Consider the following 18,730-nt stretch of genomic DNA (forward strand, 5'->3'; position numbering starts at 1 on the left):
AAGTTCTAAGGAACTCAAAATATTATTTAGAAAAGGCCATAAAAGCAAATATTCCTTTATCTACAAGAACTTGAAAATTACTCCAGGATTGCTGCTGGGCAATTTGAGCGAAGGTGTCAATGGATTCGGGGTAATCATCCGCACGCGGATGTTCCATCCGTGCTATGATTTCGTCATTAGTAATATCAGGGTTACTTTCAACAATACGTGATTTCAAAGCATTCAACCATTCCTCCCGTGTCTGATCCAGTTGAAGAACACCATCAATCAATAACAAATAACCATTGGGATTTAGTTTTTGTTTGCAAGTAGCAATAAAGTTGATTTTATCCTGTAGGGATAAATGATGAACAGCATAACTGGTAAAGATTACATCCACGGGAACCGATAAACGAGGAAGAGCCACCGTCATATTATCCGCAATGAACTCTTTTTTACACGGAAGTAAGGCCAAGGTATTTTCAGCCATTTTTAAAACGTCTGGCGCTGCGTCAATACCTATATATCTTTCTATTGAGGTAGCTGAAAGTACAGAAGCAACCGTACTACTGTCACCACATCCAACATCCACAAAAGAAAAAGAACGATTTCCTATATGAGTCGAGAGAAATCTTTGTAATGCCTGCACCATTTCACGATGATATAAGGTATTATTTTTAATAGTGCTTTGATAGCGTTGCCAATTCTCATTAAAGTATTCACTGACGGTAGTCATAGCCTATTTCCTACAATATTTGATAATGTATAAGCGAATAATAGCAACTCTCAACACTAAGGTATACTGGACTACTATAGGCGAAATAAGATACAGATTGAACAATTTGGAACTAAATGGTACACTTTGACCTATTTGGTAAGTATATGGACCACATATGAATTATTTTTTTTCGCTTTTTCTCACTTTATTTTTCTCTGCAAGTTGTTTCGCTGGTATTACCACCGAAGTAAGTTTACGAGATAAAATTGGTCAAATGCTTCTTATTGGTTTTGATGGGAAACAAATTAATAATCGATCCCCAATAGTAAAAACAATTGAAGATCATAATATCGGTGGTGTTATCTTATTTGACTACAATTTTCGGACAAAAACATTTGACAAGAATATTGAAAATCCAGAACAAGTAAAAAAGCTGAATCATGAGCTCCAATATTTTGCGGAACAAGGTAATTTAAAACATCATCGAGTGCAATTACCTTTATTAATTTCGGTAGATTATGAAGGGGGCCAAGTCAATCGTTTAGGAGAGCAATACGGGTTTCCTCCAACTTTATCTGCAGCCGAAGTGGGTAATAGAAGTGTTAAAGAAGCAGAAACTGCTGCTGCACCTATGGCTCATACTCTAAAAATGGCGGAATTTAACTTAGACTTTGCTCCAGAATTGGATGTAAATGTTAACCCTGATAATCCAATCATTGGAAAAAAAAATCGAAGTTTTTCTAGTGATCCAAAACAAGTGACACGCTATGCAAATATTTATAGCCATCATTTCTTAAATCAGAAAATTCAATGTGCTTACAAACACTTTCCAGGGCATGGCAGCTCAACCCAGGATTCACATCAGGGTTTTGTCGATGTTACAGATACTTGGCGAACTTACGAATTAGAACCCTTTGAACGCGCACTGAATTCACCTGAAGCATGTGGAGTGGTTATGACCGCACATATCGTGAATCGTCAGTTAGATCCCTCAGGATTGCCAGCCACTCTATCTCATAAAATCTTAACCGAGCTTCTACGGAATCAACTCCATTTCCGCGGGGTTATCATCACGGACGATATGCAAATGAAGGCGATTAGCGATAATTATGGGCTTGAGCAAGCTTTAGTATTGGCGATCAATGCAGGTGCAGATATGCTGATATTTGGTAATAATTTATCGGTTCCATCACAAGACCCAATTCAAGTCATCAATATTATTGAAGCCAAAGTTCGCTCTGGAGAAATCAGCCAAGAACGGATAAATGAAGCCTATCAGCACATTGTGACTTTAAAAGAATCATTAAACTAAAGGGCTTATTTCTTCAAATTAAGTCTAGACGCTCGAAGTGAAATTTAGACTCGAAACTTTCTAAATTTCACCTCCCCGCTTCCCAGTTATCTAACTAACTCGTTTAAATTGAATAGCAACATCGACGTCCATGCCAGGTGAAACCGTGAGCTTGCCTTTTGCGCTTCCTGAATTTTGTGAAAAAATACCGTTCAAGTTACCGTATTCTGTCTTAATGGTTACCGTTCCATTCACACAAATTCCACGCAGTTTCGTTGAATGATGTTCTGGACATATAAGACTTCCTGAACGTTTGTCTGCATTGACTTCAATCGCAAAATGACCTGTAGTATCTACAGCTCCAACTGTTCCTGCTCCATTGTAATGACACTCCCCTATCAACCAATTAGAAGCCTTACCTGATCCAGCCCAATTTCCAGGAATATCTTCACATTTATTTGAACCCGAGTAAAAGGTAAAATCAGCATAAGATATGCTTGCAAAAGTCAGAGCGACAGCTGTAAATCCAATGAGCAGTTTTTGTTTCATTTATCATCCTTATAAAATAAGCCATACAAACACAACATGTTTGCGACGGGTGGAATTCAGAATGTATTATTACTTTATAAGACTAGGAGTGCAATCGGAAAAATCTGAACCAAGAAATAAGTTCAGGAGCAGCTCGAGGGCATCCAACTCAAGTATTTATGCTCCTGTTTCCCTGGTTATATTAGGTCTTTGCATTTGAAATTTGGGTACGTGGCGATGAACATTCGTACACAAACAAATATCTTGGCTTAGTTAATTTGTGAATTACTGGGATGATCTTATTGTGAGAAATTGTTGCGACTGATCGGCATTGATTAAAAAATTGTTCAGGACATTGTTTCGTATCTTTAAAATCAAAATAGTAGATTTTAGCAATTTCCCCTTTGGATAATGCTTCTAAAAAGGCTTTATCCCAGTATTGATATTGATTGATATCGTTGCAAGGAATTGCATGAACTGACTCATTGGGCATAAAAAAATTCAACGCTGAAGCATTAGTATAATATCCAGCAGCTATAGGCTGTCCTTTTTTTATGATTTCTGGCTCTTTAATCGCTTTTTGTAATACCGTGTAAAACTTACCTTTTTTCATATATGTTGCGATTGGCCATGAATTAACAACAATCACCATGAGGCTAAAGATTAAAAAAACGGGATAACAGCACTTAAAAAAACGGTGGTAATTATATTTTGTAATGAAATATCCTGTTGCTAAGGCAATATTCATGCCTAGAGGTGTTAGGTAAATAGCACGGGCACTTCCACCCAGAAGGGTTGATATGAACCAAAATAATAAGCCTACAAATAATACTGCATAAGTGAGTTCCAAAACTTGGTTATCGGATGTAGGCTGGGTTTTTCGATACTTATACCATCCAAATGCAGTCAACAAGAGGAAAACTGAAAAATTAACTACTAATGTACTTAAAAGCCTTAAGAGACTATGGGATATGGTAGTATGATTTTGAGTTTGACTGTGGAAATTTAATAAATAAGTAATTGAGATCCAATCATGCTGGATATTCCAATAGATTACAGGAGAAATCATTAAAATAATGATTAGACAGGCTAAGTAAAAATGTCCATTTTTAAAAAGTTGCCGCTGTTTGGAAAAAATAACATAGACCAAAAGCCCCATCACACTTACAACAGCAGTATATTTAGATAAGATCATTGCTGCAATAAATAAAGCACAAAGATACACATCAAGAATGCGTTTGTATAAAATGTAACGCGCAAAAGAATAAAACGACAGAATCGTAAATAAATTCAATGGTGCATCATATAAAACACGAACAAAAACACTTTCGGTGGTAGTAGGCAAAACAACCCATATCAGCGCACTAATTAATCCTGTTTGTTGGTTGTGCAAGAGTGTACCGGTTTTGTATATATAATAAGCACCTACAATCAAGCATAAAAAACCGATAATATTAATGGAAAAAAAAGTATCCCCAAAAATTGCTCGAGAAATATGGAAAAAATAGGCAATCATGGGTGGTCCGTCAAAATAAGACCAAGCTAATTGTTTACCCCAAGCGTAGTAATAAAAACTGGTTATGGTTGGAATGATGAAAAAGGTTGCAAGGAACAACAGACCAATATAAATAATCAGAAAAGGCTTTGTTACTTTTTCATTCCACATAAATCACCACGTTCCTTTACTTTGAATAATTGGAGTCCTATTAGGACATCATGAAAATTGAGCTTTATAATATCATAAGAAACATTTAATATGCATTAATCTGGAGCTGGGGGTAGTTTTCCTCCTTCACCTACCTCAGCAGGGTTAGGTAAAATCTCTACAACATGCGCAAGCCATTTTTTATTATCAGCCCTAAGAATACTGTTGGTGCGTCCATAGATGAAATCATTAAATTTGCAATTAATTAGTGAGGCTAATGCACGGTCACATCTAACCTTATAATACGTTCGATCTTGTGTGACTATTTCCAGATGATACTTGAGGAGCAATTTACCAAAAGGAGTATTCGTATGGAGTATTTCTTCTATCATATTTTTGGGCAGCTCATTAAAGTTCATCGTAATAAATGCTAACTCAACTACAATCACTTCTTTTTTTGTTTGGGCTAACTCAGGTTGATTTCTCTCTTTCTTGCTATCAATAAACATAACTATAGTACGTTGATAAGTATTTTTTTCAGGCCTCTGGGCTGCAAAAATTGTTTTTATAATGGCACTACGTGCATAATATTTTTCTATGCTTTTAGTCATTAGGGGCTGAGTCAATAATTCATTATAGGGACTTGGCAATTGAGAAGGTGCAACTTTTGTCGCTATTTTATTGATTTCTGAAAGTTGATTTATCTGCAGTTGAATCTCTTTCGATTCAGGAGTTCCATTGACCGCAAGGGCTTTAACAAAAAGAAGCATTCCTAGGAAAGGAAAGAACAGGAAAAATTTCATTATAGCCTTTATTAAAAATCTCATTTGTACTCAGTCTTTGTTAGTTCTTCCTTAGACACTATACCAGGTCTAATTTCATCTACCACTGAACTACCCTCAAGATTGGAGAAAACAGATAGGCTTGGAGTGCTGTAAACAATTTCTGTATAAGAAAAACCAGTAACCTCTTGCTGATTATAGCTTCCTGATACTTCGCAATATCCTTCCCAGTAACCATGTTTTTCCTGCTCGGGAAAAGCGGCAACATTCGTAAGGGATAGTCCAATGCTGGGTATATTAATTCTGTATGTAGTGGGATAAAGAATTGATAATAAGGGGTCAAACCAATAATCTTCGCGAAACACTTCCATATCTTGGTAAGAAATAAATCGCTTTTCGCCAGAAGGCAAAATTACGTTTGCTAGCCCGCCAATTACCTTGTTATCATTAAAATTGAAGATAAGGAAGATATTGGCGTCAATACCATTATTCAGGCGCACTCCAAACCACTCCCACCCATTCGAGTCAAGGTTAAAGTCGCCCCATTGATGGTCCATCCAGGCATCACCTGGATTTAGATTGATTTGATACGTCTTATCATTGAGTTTAAGCGTCCCCGTTGTTTTGAAATGAGGTATGGAATAATAATATGAATTGGTATTATCAGCCATTGGCATCAGTCCATTTTCATTGATCAAGAAAAAAGATCCTTTTGGCTCCATAATTAAATTGAATTTTAAGGCAGTGTTATTTTGATGAGCTTCTGCGTTCAACAAATAAACTTCTTTCTCTTTTTCACCCTTTTTTTGTAAACTATAGTCATTTTTTACAATAATATTTAATTTTTCAGTATCAAATTTACCTTCATTAACAAAATAATCTTTACCTACTCCATAGGCTATTTTATTGTCCAAATCAGCAAGTTGCATGTGGAGCATGGGTTGTGTATAGACACGTCCTTTTACATTTATAGCGGCATTAAATAAAGCAACATCAAAACTTAAATGCCTTCCCTCATCAGTAACCAACTTGCCATTGAAGTACCACCATTCAATCATGTGTGTAAATGAGTAGGGTATGTTTTGATGGTGTGCTGCCTCGTCTCGAGGAAAGTCTAAAGGAAAATAAGGTAAGTTGGCGTGAGCCATTGAAGTAAAGAGTGCTATTAACATCCATTGCATACGCATTATTATTAGTTCCTTTTTAAATTTCAGAAGCGCATTTTAGGTGCGATGATATAAGATGTTGGTATGGATTATCAATGCTGGACATTCTAGAGGGGGTAAAAAAACACCTATTTAGATAAGGGACTCCGCAACTTTGGCTGCGGAGTCCGAGTGCTACATTGAAAAGTAGTTATAACCCCAACTTTCGTTATTTTCTTCCTCGCTACTTTCTTCTTCTTTTTGACTTTGTTCTTCGCTTGCTTTTATTGGTCCTTCTTCCGGCTTTTGCTCAGTTTGTGAACCAACTTGTTCTTCCAAGTTCTTTTCTTCATCTAAATCTAGAGCCGTCAATAGTGTAGCGAGAGCTATCATACGCATTAATTCAGGAGAGCCATTTAAGGTCATGAAAATTAGAGTGTTTTCATCAATGGCATCTATAAGGTGTAAATGCCCATGTTGACAGACAAAGACTTGAGGGGCTCGTGGAGCAAAACCAAAGAGCGTATTGGCATTTCTTCTTTCCGCATGATTTTGGGGGGCTGGTGATTCTTCAGTCGGCTCGGTGGTAGGTTGCGAACTCTCTTCAGAAGTTTGCTCATTACCTTCATCTTCGCTTAGTTCGGAGTTCTCTTCATCGCTTTCTTCAAAACTACTTTCCTCAAAACTACTTTCCTCAAAACTGCTTTCATCAAAGCTACTATCCTGGGAACTGTATAAATTTTTTGCTTCTTCAGTTTTTCTTTCAGCATTAGGTGAGGCAGGTGGTGTATGAGGCATGACATGGCTCCTTTAGAATTAATAATTATATCCGATAATAAAAATACCTCTGAAATGACCACGCATTATAACGGTCATGTCTTTTCAGGAAAAAGTTTACAGTTAATTTACAAATTTTGGTAGAGCAAATGTACAAATTTAATTATCATCAGATATTCATTCTCTAGAAAATAGTCTTAAAAACCGTACATAACCAAATGATTTAAAATAAATTTATGTGAATTCGTGCAGTTAATTTTGACTCCACGATCAATTTGGGCTTACATTGTTAGAATAATTCTAAGCTAAATAGATAACGATGCTCTAGGGCTTTAGTTTGACCCTACCCATAAATTTATTGCATCATCTCAATATGTATATTTTTAAGCATGCCTAAATCCAAACAGACTAATGAGAACCCTACATGAATGCATACCAACAGTTAGAACATCATTTTAAAAAGTATTATGATTTTGAAAATCTAGCCGCAATTGTCTCCTGGGATGAAGCATCCATGATGCCACCTGGTGGGGGGAAAGCCCGAGCAGAGGCTTTAGCTACATTAAGTGCTGTTCAGCATGATTGGTTAACTGATAAAAAAGTTGGTGACTTGATAAAACACGCAAAAGATATTGAGGGTTTATCATTATGGCAGCAAAAGAATCTTTATTGGATGGAGAAAGAATACCTACAGGCGACCTGTATTCCCGTGCATTTAGTCGAAGAATTTACTAATGAATCTTTAATTTGTGGTCAAGCATGGCGAGAATTACGCGCAAAAAATGATTGGAAATCGTTTAAACCCTACCTGGAAAAATTATTTCAAAAAGTAAAAACAATTGCTGAAATTAAATCCCAAACATTTAATAAGCCAGTGTTGGATGTATTAATTGATGAATATTCTCCAGATTTGGATTGTAATACAATTACTCCGATTTTTAATTCATTAAAACAAGAACTGGCTCAACTTATTCCCAGTATTATTGAAAATCAAAAGAATAGGCAAATTAAAACACTTACAGGAACTTTTCCGGTAGAAAAACAAAAGCAACTGGGAATGGAAATAATGGCTCGTCTAGGATTTGATTTTAATCATGGGCGACTTGATGTAAGCCATCATCCATTCTGTGGTGGAATATCTAGTGATGTTCGTATCACAACACGTTATAACGATCACGAGTTTTTATCGTCCTTAATGGCAATTACCCATGAAACGGGTCATGCTCTTTATGAACAAGGATTATCAAAAGAATGGAGTACACAACCTGTGGGTCATTCTTTAGGAATGGCTATGCACGAAAGTCAATCCTTGTTTATTGAAATGCAAATTTGCAGAAGCCTGGAATACCTCCGTTTTCTTGAGCCCATAGCACAAAAATATTTCAAAGATGTAGAGCATATCACTGCAGAAAACCTTTTTTTTCAATACACGAAAGTACAACCGAGCCCAATCCGGGTTGATGCGGATGAAGTAACGTATCCTTTACATGTAATACTACGTTATGAAATAGAACAACTATTATTTTCTTCCGAGATTACTGTTGCTGATTTGCCGGAAGTATGGGATACCTCTATGCAAAGGTATTTAGGCTTATCCACCAAAGGCGATGATAAAAATGGCGTGATGCAGGATGTTCATTGGCCATCCGGAATTTTTGGATACTTTCCTGCTTATACATTTGGAGCATTAATTGCTGCTCAATTGTTTTCAGCCGTAAAGAAATCCATTCCGGATCTGAAAGATCAATTGCAGCAAGGTAATTTCAAATCATTGTTAGCTTGGCTGAGGGAACATATACATCAGAAAGGAAGGTTATTAACCTTTCCAGAACTATTGCGTCAAGCAACAGGTGAAACATTAAATCCTGATTATTATTTTGCACATATTAAAGAACGATATTTATAAATCCTAAATGGGATTAAAATCATGAATAAACGCAAGATTCAAAATAGTGCCGTTATTGCTGCAGCTTTAAGTGCTTCGCTCGTGGCTTTATATACCAATACTGATTGGTTGTCTGAAAAAAACCAGACAGAGGAGCTTGAGCGATGTTATGGCGTAGTACGTGCGAGTAAAAATGATTGTGCGACATCGAAACACTCCTGTGCCGCGCAAGCAACGAAGGATGGAGATCCAGAGGAATACATCATGTTACCTAAAGGATTATGTGAGCGCATCGTAGGAGAAAAGAGTGCTTAGTTATAATCAATTACCGCAGCGCATTAGAGATGATATGAAGTCCCAACAGTACCGAAGCGAATTACTGGTTGGCGGGGTGCAATTAGGGGTTATATTTTTGTTGATGATCATAGACTATTTAACTCCTATAGGTTATACCCCTCATGCTCCAGTGCATTCTACCTCTTTGGGCTTATCATTATTTACTATTCTAATATTAACGCGGTTATGGTTTGCTTATACAAATCAGTTAACCCCTAAAGTACTTGGATTATTCGTCATCACCGAAATGTTCTTATTGCTGTTTATTATCTGGACTTATTACCTACAATATGAAACCTCAGCAACCATTAATTTAAAAAATACCCACATCAATTATGTTTATATCCTGATAGCTCTTCGCGCGTTGCGTTTTGAACCAGAATGGGTATTACTTTCAGGCTTTACCGCAGTTATAGGGTGGACTGTTATTGTTTGGCAAACCTTATCCAGCACCGGAATGAGTGTTATTACCTGGGACTATATAACTTATGCTTCCACCCAGAGTGTTTATTTAGGCGCAGTATTCGATATACTTTTATCTATTTTCTTAGTTACAGTGATCTTGGCATTAGTACTCCAACGCGCCCAAAAGACACTGTTCCAAGCAGTAGCGCAAACCAGTGCCGCAAAAGATCTCTCCCGTTTTTTTGACTTAAGCGTTGCCGAAAAAATCATCCACTCTGATTCGATTTTGCAAGCAGGTTATGGAGAAACACGTCATGCAGCAATTTTATTTACCGACATGCGCGGCTTTACCAAAGCATCTAAAACTCTGTCACCAAGTGACTTGATCCAATTACTAGGAGAGTATCAGCGTTTGCTCGTGCCAATCATTCAAAAACATAATGGCACGATTGATAAGTTTATGGGAGATGGCATCATGGCGAGTTTTGGTGCGGTCACCCCTTCAAATACTTATGCAGCAGATGCCTTAAGAGCAGTAGATGAGATTCTTGCAAAGCTGTTAGTATGGAATGAAGCACGTAAAAAAAATGGAGATTTTGTGCTTGATGTGGGTATGGGACTGGCAGTGGGAGAAATCGTTTTTGGAGTTATTGGTAATGCAGACCGACTTGAATATACAGTGATAGGAGAAACTGCGAATTTAGCCGCAAAATTAGAGAAGCACAATAAAGTGGAACATTCAAAAGCATTAACTACTGCATCTACACTAACAGAAGCGCTAAAACAAAACTATGAAAGTGAAGCTCCAAAAATAGAACGAAAATCCCGGAGTGTTGCAGGAGTTGACGATCCTATGGATTTGGTGGTTTTAGCTGAGTAACCATCACTACTGAGTTAGGAGACAAACAAATTGGATACTTCAACTCAAGCATTTCCACAATAAACGATTTTTTAATATAAATTCTAAGCCTGCAACCAAATCAAAATCAGGATTGAATGTGGTTATATGGTCATAGGCATGCATCAAAGGTGTACGATTTTTGAGGCATACGAGCCAATAGAACAGATCTTTAGAAATCCAATGAGTGATTACTTGGCTGTTTTGACGAGCAATCACTGCATAAGAAGGAATGTGACGTAGATCAATTTTTTTTCCATCTGGCCACTCAATGAACTCGATAATTTCTTTTAATGAATACAGTGATGAAAATAAATGCACCGAAGGATTAAAAACCAAACGTAAATCCCCTGAACCTTCCAACTTTTTTTGTAATTTCCCGGGTTTAAGGCTTTTAAAATCTAAGGCACGGTAACTTTTATGTATCAACCATTCTAATTCTGCTATATCTTTCAAATAAACAAGATGTTGAATTGAATTAATTTCTTGTAAAAATCCTGGAAAATTCGCCCCCCAATCATCAAGACAATTTGTTACAGGTAAATTCATTTCTTTTTGGCAAAACATACGGGCAATTTGATGGGCACACTCCTCCCCTATCAGCTTCCAAATAAAGGGATAGGTAATTTCTAGCGCACGACATAAATTCAGCATAATATTGTTTCGATAGATGCTGAGTCTAAACTCAGGATCTACTTGATTTTTGGAGATATGTTCTGTCAGTTCATTATCGTTTTGGTAAAACACTGCTTGGGTAAAATCCTCCTGGATCTGCTTTATTGTTGCTATATTTAACTGACTTTCTTGCTTCATTCAGTAAAACCTCCAAATCAGGTAGATCCGCATCCCATTCAATCAACGCGGGGACATGCCCCATGCGGTTTACAGCATATTGATATAATCCCCACACTTCCTCACATACAGGTCGATCATGGGTATCTAAAAGCAAACTATTTTTTTCATCAAACACCTGAACTGAATGTCCAGCCAAATGAATTTCTTGTACTTTTCCCGAAGGAATAGATTGGATGTATTGATATGGATCCCAGTCATGATTAACAGACGACACAAAAATATTATTCACATCCAATAAAATTTGAGCCCCAGTGCGTTTTACTAACTCCGCTAAAAATTCAGCCTCTGAATAAGTTGAACTTCGATACTCCAAATAAGAAGTTGGATTTTCAATAAGCAAGGTTCTTTGTAAATAGTTTTGCGCTTCATCAATATGATTCGCAATCATTACTAAACTTTCTTCAGTATAAGGAATAGGTAATAAATCAGGAAGATAAGCTCGCCCGTTATTACTCCAAGATAAATGATCTGAAACTAGAACTGGCTCAAAACGCTTAATCAATGTTTTAATTCGTTTTAAATGATTCTTGCTTAGTCCCCAGGCAGAACCTAAAGATAAGCCTACCCCATGAAAACTTATAGGATAGATCTCCCCTATTGAAAATAAGATATCTAATAATGGGCCTCCGTCACTCATAAAGTGTTCTGTATGCACTTCTACCCAATCAATTTCAGGCTTTTTCCTGATGATTTGCGTATAATGTGGAGGTCTTAAACCGATACCTATTTTATCACCACTAATTAGCATTATTTTTTAAATTAGAATGTTTATTTAATTGAGAGAATAATTAATTAAACTTTTTATTTCTAGGTTCCCCTTTTAAGTTTTGTGGAATAAATAGTTTGGATAAGACACTTATCCACCTAAGTTCTCGCTTTGCGTGGGAGAAAAGAATCTCAAATTGAATAATTCTTGGAGTCATTCACCAATTTTATAAATTGCTGCAACTCACAAGTAGTTCCACCACAAGCAGGAATTGCAACTGGATTACCGTTATAAGTGATTTTTACAAGGTAATAATTTGCATCATGTTCATAAAGTGAGAAATTAAGATTTGAAGCATACGGCGGTGCGGTTTGCAAAGGAGATCCCAAAAAACTTAATGCACTTGCAATAGTCCTATCGTGTGCAGATAACAAAACGTATTTAAGCTTGGATTTTTTCTGGCTACCACTATTAAGAAAATTGGCAATATTTGTCATGAGTTTTGAACTGTAAGCAGCTGCTACTGCTTGAGGTTTTTCTTGTGCCATAAAAGCCCAGTTACTGGCATTAATGATTGTTTCTATATCTTGACTACTCAAACCAACGGGCATCGGTGCATTATGGAGTTGATGAATGTATAAAGCATCGCCTAATAATTCAAGATTAGTCAGATTTTTAATTTGAACCCCTGTCAGAGCACTCCAAAGGGGATATTTATCTTTGAGTTCATTATTTTTTTGTTGCCATTCTCTCGTAGAGTACACATATTGTTCCATTAATTTTGCTCGTTCCACGGCACTTAATTGCTGGATGATCACTTCATCATATTTAGAGGGAGCACTAAAAACAGGAATGGGTTGAAATCCATAAGGCAAAGCTGGAAGAGAAGATTCCGTTGTATTTGGTCCTGTCCCTGGCGGGTACAATCCCATTAATAATGACTGTGCACTCATCAATGTGCGTTCATAATCAGTAGAGCGCACATACATTGTTCCATGCTCGTAGCACTCAGGCAATAGATGGTTTTGCTCAATATATTTTTTACGGAACTGGATACCCATTTTATATTCTTGTTGCATACCTTCTGCTGTAAGCTGCCCCGGACCCTCTTGCCATTGATAATTTACAACTGAAAGTGGGACAATCGGAGTCCTATCCCCATGCCGAATGATATCCACTGCAAAAATTAGGGTATCATCTGCAAATAATAACGATGGTAGACTCAGTAGTAAGGCAACGCTTAAACAAAATTTGTAGCCCATTTCATACTCCTTGTTAAGAATATATTTATGTCAAACGGAGGTTTTTTACGTATCACCGGTTTTAGCTCTGCACTATGATGAGTATGCAGGCAAAAAGTCAAGATTTTATTTTCGAGCTCCATTTATCCTTCAGCTGTCATGTAAAAATCCGTAGAAACAAGTAGGTTGATTTTTCCCTGGAAAAATTCCCACATCAATGTAATATAATTTGGCTGTTCAGATCACACATCGATAAATGCCAGGAGTTAAAGTGAACGGATTGAAATATTTTTTTTTATTGATAGGTCTCTGGCTTATAAGTGTAACTGCTTCCAGCGCGAACGCTTCATCATCCAGCACGCTTCATATCACTACTCCGAATAAATCCCTTACCCTGACTCGAACTGAATTGCTATCCCATCCAAATCTAACCCAAGTAACAATTAATAATGACCGCGCTTATCCTGATAAAGTCATGCACCATAAAGCCATCCCTTTATGCAAGTTGCTCGCTCCCTTTCACATAAAAAAACAAGATATCATTGAATTCATAGCGAAAGATAATTTCCATGTCTATGTGCCTGCAGGTAAAGTTATGGACTGTAGTAAAAATGCATCCATAGCAATGTTGGCCATAGAACCCTCATCAAAATGGTCAATAATTGAAAATCACACCGGGCTTACAGCAGGACCTTATGAGATAATTTGGCTTTATCCAGAGCGTTCGTATATATCTCCAGAATTTTGGGCATGGAGTGTTGTTGCGATAAAAATTACTCGAGAACTTAATTACCACCATGTGCTCTCCCCTCCCAAAACAAAAAATACATCGATTGCTAATGGGTACAAAATTTATATTAGTCATTGTGAGGGGTGTCATACCATAAATCATATCGGAAAAAGCGATATCGGTCCGGACTTGAATTGTCCTAAAAATCCTTTGAATTATTATCCTAACATGACTCAATTGAAAAAATTTATTCGGGATCCCAAATCAGTGCGTTCTCTTCCACAGGGCCGAATGACTGGTTCTGATAGACAATCTCTATCCGATAAAGACTTGAATGATTTAATTAAATTTTTCGCTTATATGAAGACCCAAAAACAATGTTAACCCTTCAAAAAAATGCTGGCATTCAGTGACTGCATTGACAACCCTTTTCTAACATCCTAGAGTTTAACTATATAAAATACGGATTTACAACATGAAGCTTATTAAGCAACTTGTTTTTATAATCCTATTAGCAAGCTCTTTCTTTGCTTATAGTAGCCCACTTACTGTTGGGGTTTTGAAATTTGCACCACCTTTCTCATCGACCGACATTGACAATCATTATTTTGGTTTTAGCGTCGACCTTATGGATGAAATATGCAAACGCATTGCTACGGACTGTATCTATAAACCCACAGATTTGGATTCTCAATTTAGAGATCTGAATACAGGTTTTATTGACATTACTTTTTTACCCAGCCCTCTTCCTTCAACTGAACCAACAAATTATGTTTTCAGTCTGCCTTATATAACAAGTAATGGACAATTTATGTCATTAAAAAATTCGAATATCAATTCAATCAACGATATTAAGAACAAAAAAATTGGCGCACTGCAAGCAACATTCATCCAATATAATGTATTACCTAATTATACTTCGAAACAAAATATTAAAGCATATTCTAAAATCACCTCATTAATAGAAGCCCTCAACAATCATGAAATTGATGCCGCATTAGTCAATGAAAATGTTGCTAAATATCTGTTGAATAATACCCTGCAAGGCTTCCAACTCGTAGGAAAACCCATCGTGATAGGAAACGGGTATGGAATCATCGCATTGAGAAAAAATGCTCCTATAATTGATAAAATTAATAAAGCCTTATTAGAAATAGAAACCGATGGCACTTATTTAACCATTTATAATAAGTACTTTGGTGATTAGCCTTATATCTCTCCTTCGATGACTGATATTTCTATTCTAAATACCAAAATATACGTGGAATAAGCGTGTCTTGTGGAGTGATCTTTAACTCTTTGAAAAAATATCTAATTTTATTGATCTGGGATTAGTAATCAACTTAAGATAAACACTAAAATGAATATCCGAAGATGGATTTGAAGATGCAAATATTAAAAACTACTTTGCCTCAGCTTTGTATCGGTGTGTTTGCTATACTATTCCTTACACTTAGCCATGCCAGTAAACCTGTATGGACTTTTACACCAGATCCCAATTATCCCCCCAAAATTTATATAACCCCGATAGGATCCGCGACAATTAAATATACGATAACCAATCAATCCCGTAAAACCCACACTTTATCTATGAAACGTATTGAGGGGATTACCCAGGTTACTTCAACGGGAAATTGCCCAAATCCATTTAAATTAAATTATCATCAATCCTGTACACTTAATTTGTTGGTGAATGGAAGTAAACTATCAGGCAATATTAAGGGTGGTCCTATTGTTTGTGAACAAGGAAATGGACTGGAGTGTTATCGACCTGCCTCAGCTAACATTCTAAATATTACGCAAATTCCTGTAACAAAATATGTAATTACGCCAACAGCGGGTGCACAGGGAACAATTAAACCTAATAAGCCCCAAACTATCATCGCGGGTAGTAATTTGACTTTTACGGCAACGCCAAATGCAGGTTACCAAGTTGATCAATGGTTACTGGACGGAGGTACGGCGCAAAAAGGTGGATCCACGTTCACGCTATTTAATATTGATAGCAATCATACAGTGGAGGTTACATTCACAAGAGCCGGTATAATTTATGCAGGGACTGCTAGCGGTACGGTTTATTTTTCTATTAATAATGGTTTGACTTGGACTCCTACGCCCAAAATACCCTCCTCGAATAATTCAGTGAATGGGATATTCGTAACCCCCACTACCTTATACGTAGGAAGTGGAGATGGTAAAGTGTACTACTCGACTAACAACGGTACTTTTTGGAGCGCTACCACCGCCCCAGGCACTTCAGCCGTAAATAGTGTTTCGGTTACAAAAGCAGCAAACATTTATGTTGGAACACAAGAGGGGAAAGTTTACTACTCAAATGACAAAGGAATTACTTGGGTATCTACCCCAACCAATCCAGGTACAGGAGCGCTCAATAGTATCTTTTTAACTCCCTCTACTATTTATGCAGGAAGCGATGATGGAAATGTTTATTATTCACTAAATAATGGAACTACTTGGAATAAAATCAACGGTCCACAACCAAGTATCCCTGTTCCTATCCAAAATGTTTTTGCTACCAAGAGCCAACTTTATGTTAATACCCGTCAAACCTCATCGAATAGTACCCTACCCCCTGGTACTATCAATTTTGAATATGCCTATTTTACTAACAGCTTAACTAATTCAAATCCGATATGGACTTTTTTATCCCAGATAACGTACACCCTGTTCGTGAATGCAGATGCAACTGTAATCCATGCAGGAACTCAAAATGGTCATGTATTTTCTTTAACCACTGGCGATGATTTGGGATTTATCACATATAGCCCGATTACTAGTCTATTTTTTTTCGGATAACATAGGGAGATAATTCATGTTGAAACTTAAAAAAGTAGTATTTCTTTTATTGTCATGTGGTTTTGTGGCAACCACTCCCTATGCAAATCCAGCAACTAGCTTATCGAGCATACCCAGCCCAGGACTAAATTTACTAAATCAGGCTACTCTGATTCGCCCTCTGGATTCTAATATACATATTTCATTTATAGTGAGATTAAAAATACGAAATGAAACAGAATTAGACAAGCTTGTGCAAGATATTTATGACCCCAATAGTACCCGATACCATCAGTTTTTAACTTATACTCTTTATGAACAAGAATTTGCGCCAAATAAAGAAGCAGAAGAAGTAGTACAACAATTTTTTTCATCTCAAGGAATGCAAGCAAGCATTGTTAATCATAGTATTCATATCACCGGTTCAGTAGCGCAAATTACGCAAGCGCTTCACGTGCAAATGAACTCTTATCAGTATCAAAATAAAATCGTTTATGCTAATGCAAACAAGCCCAAAGTAAATGCAGAGATTGCGCAATATATCGCCGAAATTACGGGACTTAGTACCATTCCTGAATTTCATTCGAATATAGAAAGTATCAAGAACAATACGGATGAAGTCCATGATTTAAATTTTATTTGGAATACTTTTACTCCATTTGCAATTCCCACAGATATTTCATTACAAGGTTTTACAGGTGAACAATTGCAAAAGAGTTATAACCTGAAGAACATTCCTCGTATTAATGGAAAACAACTCGATGGGACAGGCCAGACTCTGGTAATTGTTGATTCTTGCGGCACGAACAGGCCAGATCAGATTTTAAGAGATGCAAATCAATATTTTAAAGCAAACAAAATAAAACCTTTTGTGACTACAGGGCCATTAAAGAATTTTGCGATAATTAATCCTGATGGCACCCCCTTTACACATTGCCCTAATGCAACCTCTTCGAGCAATGAAATCTTCCTGGATATTGAATCATCCCATACAATAGCACCTGGGAATAATACAGTTTTGGTATTGGGTAAAGATCAAAAGACCCTACTAATCGAGGTAATCCACAATCTGATTAAGAATAAAAATAACATTGCAGGTTTTCCTAATGCGTATGTGATTTCTAATAGTTGGGGTGCTGAAGAAACGTTAGATACTTCGCTCGAACAAACATTGAAATTAGCTGCTGCCGCAGGGCTCAGTGTGAATTTTTCTTCCGGAGATTGTGGAGATTTTACCTACAGCACCCAAAAAAAATGTACTGGAACTTGGCCTTCTCCTCCGAAAGTTAATTATCCCGCCAGTTCTGCTTATGCCACTGCAGTTGGAGCGACAGCCTTATTTGTAGATAAAAAATACAATTATGCATTTGAAACCGTATGGGGCTCAGTGAAAGCATCCAAAGGGAGCTATGTGTATGATGGGGGAACTGGTGGAGGCATTAGCAAATTTTATGGTCCAGTTAAATGGCAGAACTCCATTAGAAATTTCACAGCAGGTGGTTATGGAGTTATTAGTAGCTTTGGAAATCGCCGCGCATTACCTGATATTGCAATGCTTGGAGATCCACAAACCGGACTACTGATTATTGCAGATGGAGCACAAATTCAGGACGGAGGCACCAGCTTGGCATGTCCGTTATTTTCCGCCACTTTAATCTTAGTAAATCAAGCTCGTAGTTTACTCAATAAAAAAACACCAATAGGTCAGGCAGCACCTTATTTGTATCAAATGAATCATGTATTACTCGCCAATAGAGCAATCAATCTTATTATTCCTCCAGCTCTTATTATTAGTGGTGCCACACCACCACCATCTACATCGATTCAAGATACCCCTCCTCCAGCTTCAGCTTTTACTATTAAAAATAAAACTTTTGGATGGGATTCCTCACTTACCCTAGAACCGGAAGATCAATTTTGGAATGATGCAGTGGGTATAGGTTCACCTAATATTCCGAATTTTGTTTCAACCATGGCTAAAATGTAGATGATAGAAGTAGGCGCGCAAAATTT

General features: G+C 37.0%; 17 protein-coding genes. 8 read left to right on the forward strand and 9 right to left on the reverse strand.

The genetic code is table 11. The annotated features are described in order from the left end of the window. Nucleotides 1–22 precede the first annotated feature (22 nt). The gene (locus ACWTE2_RS14770; RefSeq protein ID WP_454785942.1) at nucleotides 23–715 is read right to left on the reverse strand and encodes a class I SAM-dependent methyltransferase; all 693 of its coding nucleotides are present in this window, start codon (nucleotides 713–715) and stop codon (nucleotides 23–25) included. Between the two features lie 157 nt (nucleotides 716–872). On the opposite strand from ACWTE2_RS14770, the gene ACWTE2_RS14775 reads away from it, so the two are divergent. Then, nucleotides 873–2,009, forward strand: coding sequence for a glycoside hydrolase family 3 protein (locus tag ACWTE2_RS14775; RefSeq protein ID WP_454785943.1), 1,137 nt, complete (start codon nucleotides 873–875; stop codon nucleotides 2,007–2,009). A gap of 90 nt (nucleotides 2,010–2,099) precedes the next feature. On the opposite strand, the gene ACWTE2_RS14780 is transcribed toward ACWTE2_RS14775, so the two are convergent. The 5 genes from ACWTE2_RS14780 to ACWTE2_RS14800 form a co-directional block, all read right to left on the reverse strand. Further along, nucleotides 2,100–2,537, reverse strand: coding sequence for a hypothetical protein (locus ACWTE2_RS14780; protein ID WP_454785944.1), 438 nt, complete (start codon nucleotides 2,535–2,537; stop codon nucleotides 2,100–2,102). A 181-nt stretch (nucleotides 2,538–2,718) separates the two neighbouring features. Beyond that, a complete protein-coding gene (locus ACWTE2_RS14785; protein WP_454785945.1) occupies nucleotides 2,719–4,182 on the reverse strand; it encodes an ArnT family glycosyltransferase in 1,464 nt (487 codons plus the stop codon). A gap of 95 nt (nucleotides 4,183–4,277) precedes the next feature. Next, nucleotides 4,278–4,988 (reverse strand): hypothetical protein, encoded by a 711-nt coding sequence (locus tag ACWTE2_RS14790; RefSeq protein ID WP_454785946.1) that lies wholly within the window; start codon nucleotides 4,986–4,988, stop codon nucleotides 4,278–4,280. Then, nucleotides 4,985–6,130: a lipocalin-like domain-containing protein gene (locus ACWTE2_RS14795; protein ID WP_454785947.1), complete on the reverse strand. Its 1,146-nt coding sequence runs from the start codon at nucleotides 6,128–6,130 to the stop codon at nucleotides 4,985–4,987. Before ACWTE2_RS14795 ends, ACWTE2_RS14790 begins: the two co-directional genes overlap by 4 nt. 153 nt (nucleotides 6,131–6,283) lie before the next feature. After that, the gene (locus ACWTE2_RS14800; protein ID WP_182393178.1) at nucleotides 6,284–6,886 is read right to left on the reverse strand and encodes a hypothetical protein; all 603 of its coding nucleotides are present in this window, start codon (nucleotides 6,884–6,886) and stop codon (nucleotides 6,284–6,286) included. A gap of 403 nt (nucleotides 6,887–7,289) precedes the next feature. Between ACWTE2_RS14800 and ACWTE2_RS14805 the strand changes: the two genes are divergently transcribed. From ACWTE2_RS14805 to ACWTE2_RS14815, 3 genes are read left to right on the forward strand one after another with little or no spacing between them, the layout of a single operon-like run. After that, nucleotides 7,290–8,771, forward strand: a complete 1,482-nt coding sequence (locus ACWTE2_RS14805) for a carboxypeptidase M32 (RefSeq protein ID WP_454785948.1) — start codon at nucleotides 7,290–7,292, stop codon at nucleotides 8,769–8,771. A 21-nt stretch (nucleotides 8,772–8,792) separates the two neighbouring features. Beyond that, complete coding sequence (locus ACWTE2_RS14810) at nucleotides 8,793–9,065, forward strand: BufA1 family periplasmic bufferin-type metallophore (protein ID WP_454785949.1); 273 nt, start codon at nucleotides 8,793–8,795, stop codon at nucleotides 9,063–9,065. After that, nucleotides 9,058–10,371 carry an adenylate/guanylate cyclase domain-containing protein gene (locus ACWTE2_RS14815; RefSeq protein ID WP_454785950.1) on the forward strand — a complete coding sequence of 438 codons (1,314 nt, stop codon included), beginning with the start codon at nucleotides 9,058–9,060 and terminating at the stop codon, nucleotides 10,369–10,371. Before ACWTE2_RS14810 ends, ACWTE2_RS14815 begins: the two co-directional genes overlap by 8 nt. A 39-nt stretch (nucleotides 10,372–10,410) precedes the next feature. On the opposite strand, the gene ACWTE2_RS14820 is transcribed toward ACWTE2_RS14815, so the two are convergent. The 3 genes from ACWTE2_RS14820 to ACWTE2_RS14830 all read right to left on the reverse strand — a co-directional run bounded on the left by ACWTE2_RS14820 (nucleotide 10,411) and on the right by ACWTE2_RS14830 (nucleotide 13,212). Next, nucleotides 10,411–11,202: an HvfC/BufC N-terminal domain-containing protein gene (locus ACWTE2_RS14820; protein ID WP_454785951.1), complete on the reverse strand. Its 792-nt coding sequence runs from the start codon at nucleotides 11,200–11,202 to the stop codon at nucleotides 10,411–10,413. Further along, complete coding sequence (gene bufB, locus ACWTE2_RS14825; RefSeq protein ID WP_454785952.1) at nucleotides 11,117–11,992, reverse strand: MNIO family bufferin maturase; 876 nt, start codon at nucleotides 11,990–11,992, stop codon at nucleotides 11,117–11,119. Before bufB ends, ACWTE2_RS14820 begins: the two co-directional genes overlap by 86 nt. Before the next feature lie 149 nt (nucleotides 11,993–12,141). Beyond that, nucleotides 12,142–13,212 carry a histidine phosphatase family protein gene (locus ACWTE2_RS14830; protein WP_454785953.1) on the reverse strand — a complete coding sequence of 357 codons (1,071 nt, stop codon included), beginning with the start codon at nucleotides 13,210–13,212 and terminating at the stop codon, nucleotides 12,142–12,144. A gap of 250 nt (nucleotides 13,213–13,462) precedes the next feature. Between ACWTE2_RS14830 and ACWTE2_RS14835 the strand changes: the two genes are divergently transcribed. From ACWTE2_RS14835 to ACWTE2_RS14850, 4 genes are all read left to right on the forward strand, one after another. Further along, entirely contained in the window at nucleotides 13,463–14,305 is an 843-nt protein-coding gene (locus ACWTE2_RS14835) for a c-type cytochrome (RefSeq protein WP_454785954.1), read from the forward strand. Between the two features lie 91 nt (nucleotides 14,306–14,396). Next, nucleotides 14,397–15,128 (forward strand): transporter substrate-binding domain-containing protein, encoded by a 732-nt coding sequence (locus ACWTE2_RS14840; RefSeq protein ID WP_454785955.1) that lies wholly within the window; start codon nucleotides 14,397–14,399, stop codon nucleotides 15,126–15,128. 179 nt (nucleotides 15,129–15,307) lie between these two features. Continuing rightward, complete coding sequence (locus tag ACWTE2_RS14845) at nucleotides 15,308–16,738, forward strand: DUF6242 domain-containing protein (RefSeq protein ID WP_454785956.1); 1,431 nt, start codon at nucleotides 15,308–15,310, stop codon at nucleotides 16,736–16,738. 16 nt (nucleotides 16,739–16,754) lie between these two features. Then, nucleotides 16,755–18,704, forward strand: coding sequence for a S53 family peptidase (locus ACWTE2_RS14850; RefSeq protein WP_454785957.1), 1,950 nt, complete (start codon nucleotides 16,755–16,757; stop codon nucleotides 18,702–18,704). Nucleotides 18,705–18,730 lie beyond the last annotated feature (26 nt).

The sequence above is a fragment of the Legionella nigrisilvae genome (genome assembly GCF_977063395.2).

Excerpts from the sequence above, each read along its gene's own strand:
- ACWTE2_RS14770 (WP_454785942.1), bottom strand. The coding sequence starts at position 715 with ATGACTACCGTCAGTGAATACTTTAATGAGAATTGGCAACGCTATCAA.
- ACWTE2_RS14775 (WP_454785943.1), top strand. The coding sequence starts at position 873 with ATGAATTATTTTTTTTCGCTTTTTCTCACTTTATTTTTCTCTGCAAGT.
- ACWTE2_RS14780 (WP_454785944.1), bottom strand. The coding sequence starts at position 2,537 with ATGAAACAAAAACTGCTCATTGGATTTACAGCTGTCGCTCTGACTTTT.
- ACWTE2_RS14785 (WP_454785945.1), bottom strand. The coding sequence starts at position 4,182 with ATGTGGAATGAAAAAGTAACAAAGCCTTTTCTGATTATTTATATTGGT.
- ACWTE2_RS14790 (WP_454785946.1), bottom strand. The coding sequence starts at position 4,988 with ATGAGATTTTTAATAAAGGCTATAATGAAATTTTTCCTGTTCTTTCCT.
- ACWTE2_RS14795 (WP_454785947.1), bottom strand. The coding sequence starts at position 6,130 with ATGCGTATGCAATGGATGTTAATAGCACTCTTTACTTCAATGGCTCAC.
- ACWTE2_RS14800 (WP_182393178.1), bottom strand. The coding sequence starts at position 6,886 with ATGCCTCATACACCACCTGCCTCACCTAATGCTGAAAGAAAAACTGAA.
- ACWTE2_RS14805 (WP_454785948.1), top strand. The coding sequence starts at position 7,290 with ATGAATGCATACCAACAGTTAGAACATCATTTTAAAAAGTATTATGAT.
- ACWTE2_RS14810 (WP_454785949.1), top strand. The coding sequence starts at position 8,793 with ATGAATAAACGCAAGATTCAAAATAGTGCCGTTATTGCTGCAGCTTTA.
- ACWTE2_RS14820 (WP_454785951.1), bottom strand. The coding sequence starts at position 11,202 with ATGAAGCAAGAAAGTCAGTTAAATATAGCAACAATAAAGCAGATCCAG.
- bufB (WP_454785952.1), bottom strand. The coding sequence starts at position 11,992 with ATGCTAATTAGTGGTGATAAAATAGGTATCGGTTTAAGACCTCCACAT.
- ACWTE2_RS14830 (WP_454785953.1), bottom strand. The coding sequence starts at position 13,212 with ATGGGCTACAAATTTTGTTTAAGCGTTGCCTTACTACTGAGTCTACCA.
- ACWTE2_RS14840 (WP_454785955.1), top strand. The coding sequence starts at position 14,397 with ATGAAGCTTATTAAGCAACTTGTTTTTATAATCCTATTAGCAAGCTCT.
- ACWTE2_RS14845 (WP_454785956.1), top strand. The coding sequence starts at position 15,308 with ATGCAAATATTAAAAACTACTTTGCCTCAGCTTTGTATCGGTGTGTTT.
- ACWTE2_RS14850 (WP_454785957.1), top strand. The coding sequence starts at position 16,755 with ATGTTGAAACTTAAAAAAGTAGTATTTCTTTTATTGTCATGTGGTTTT.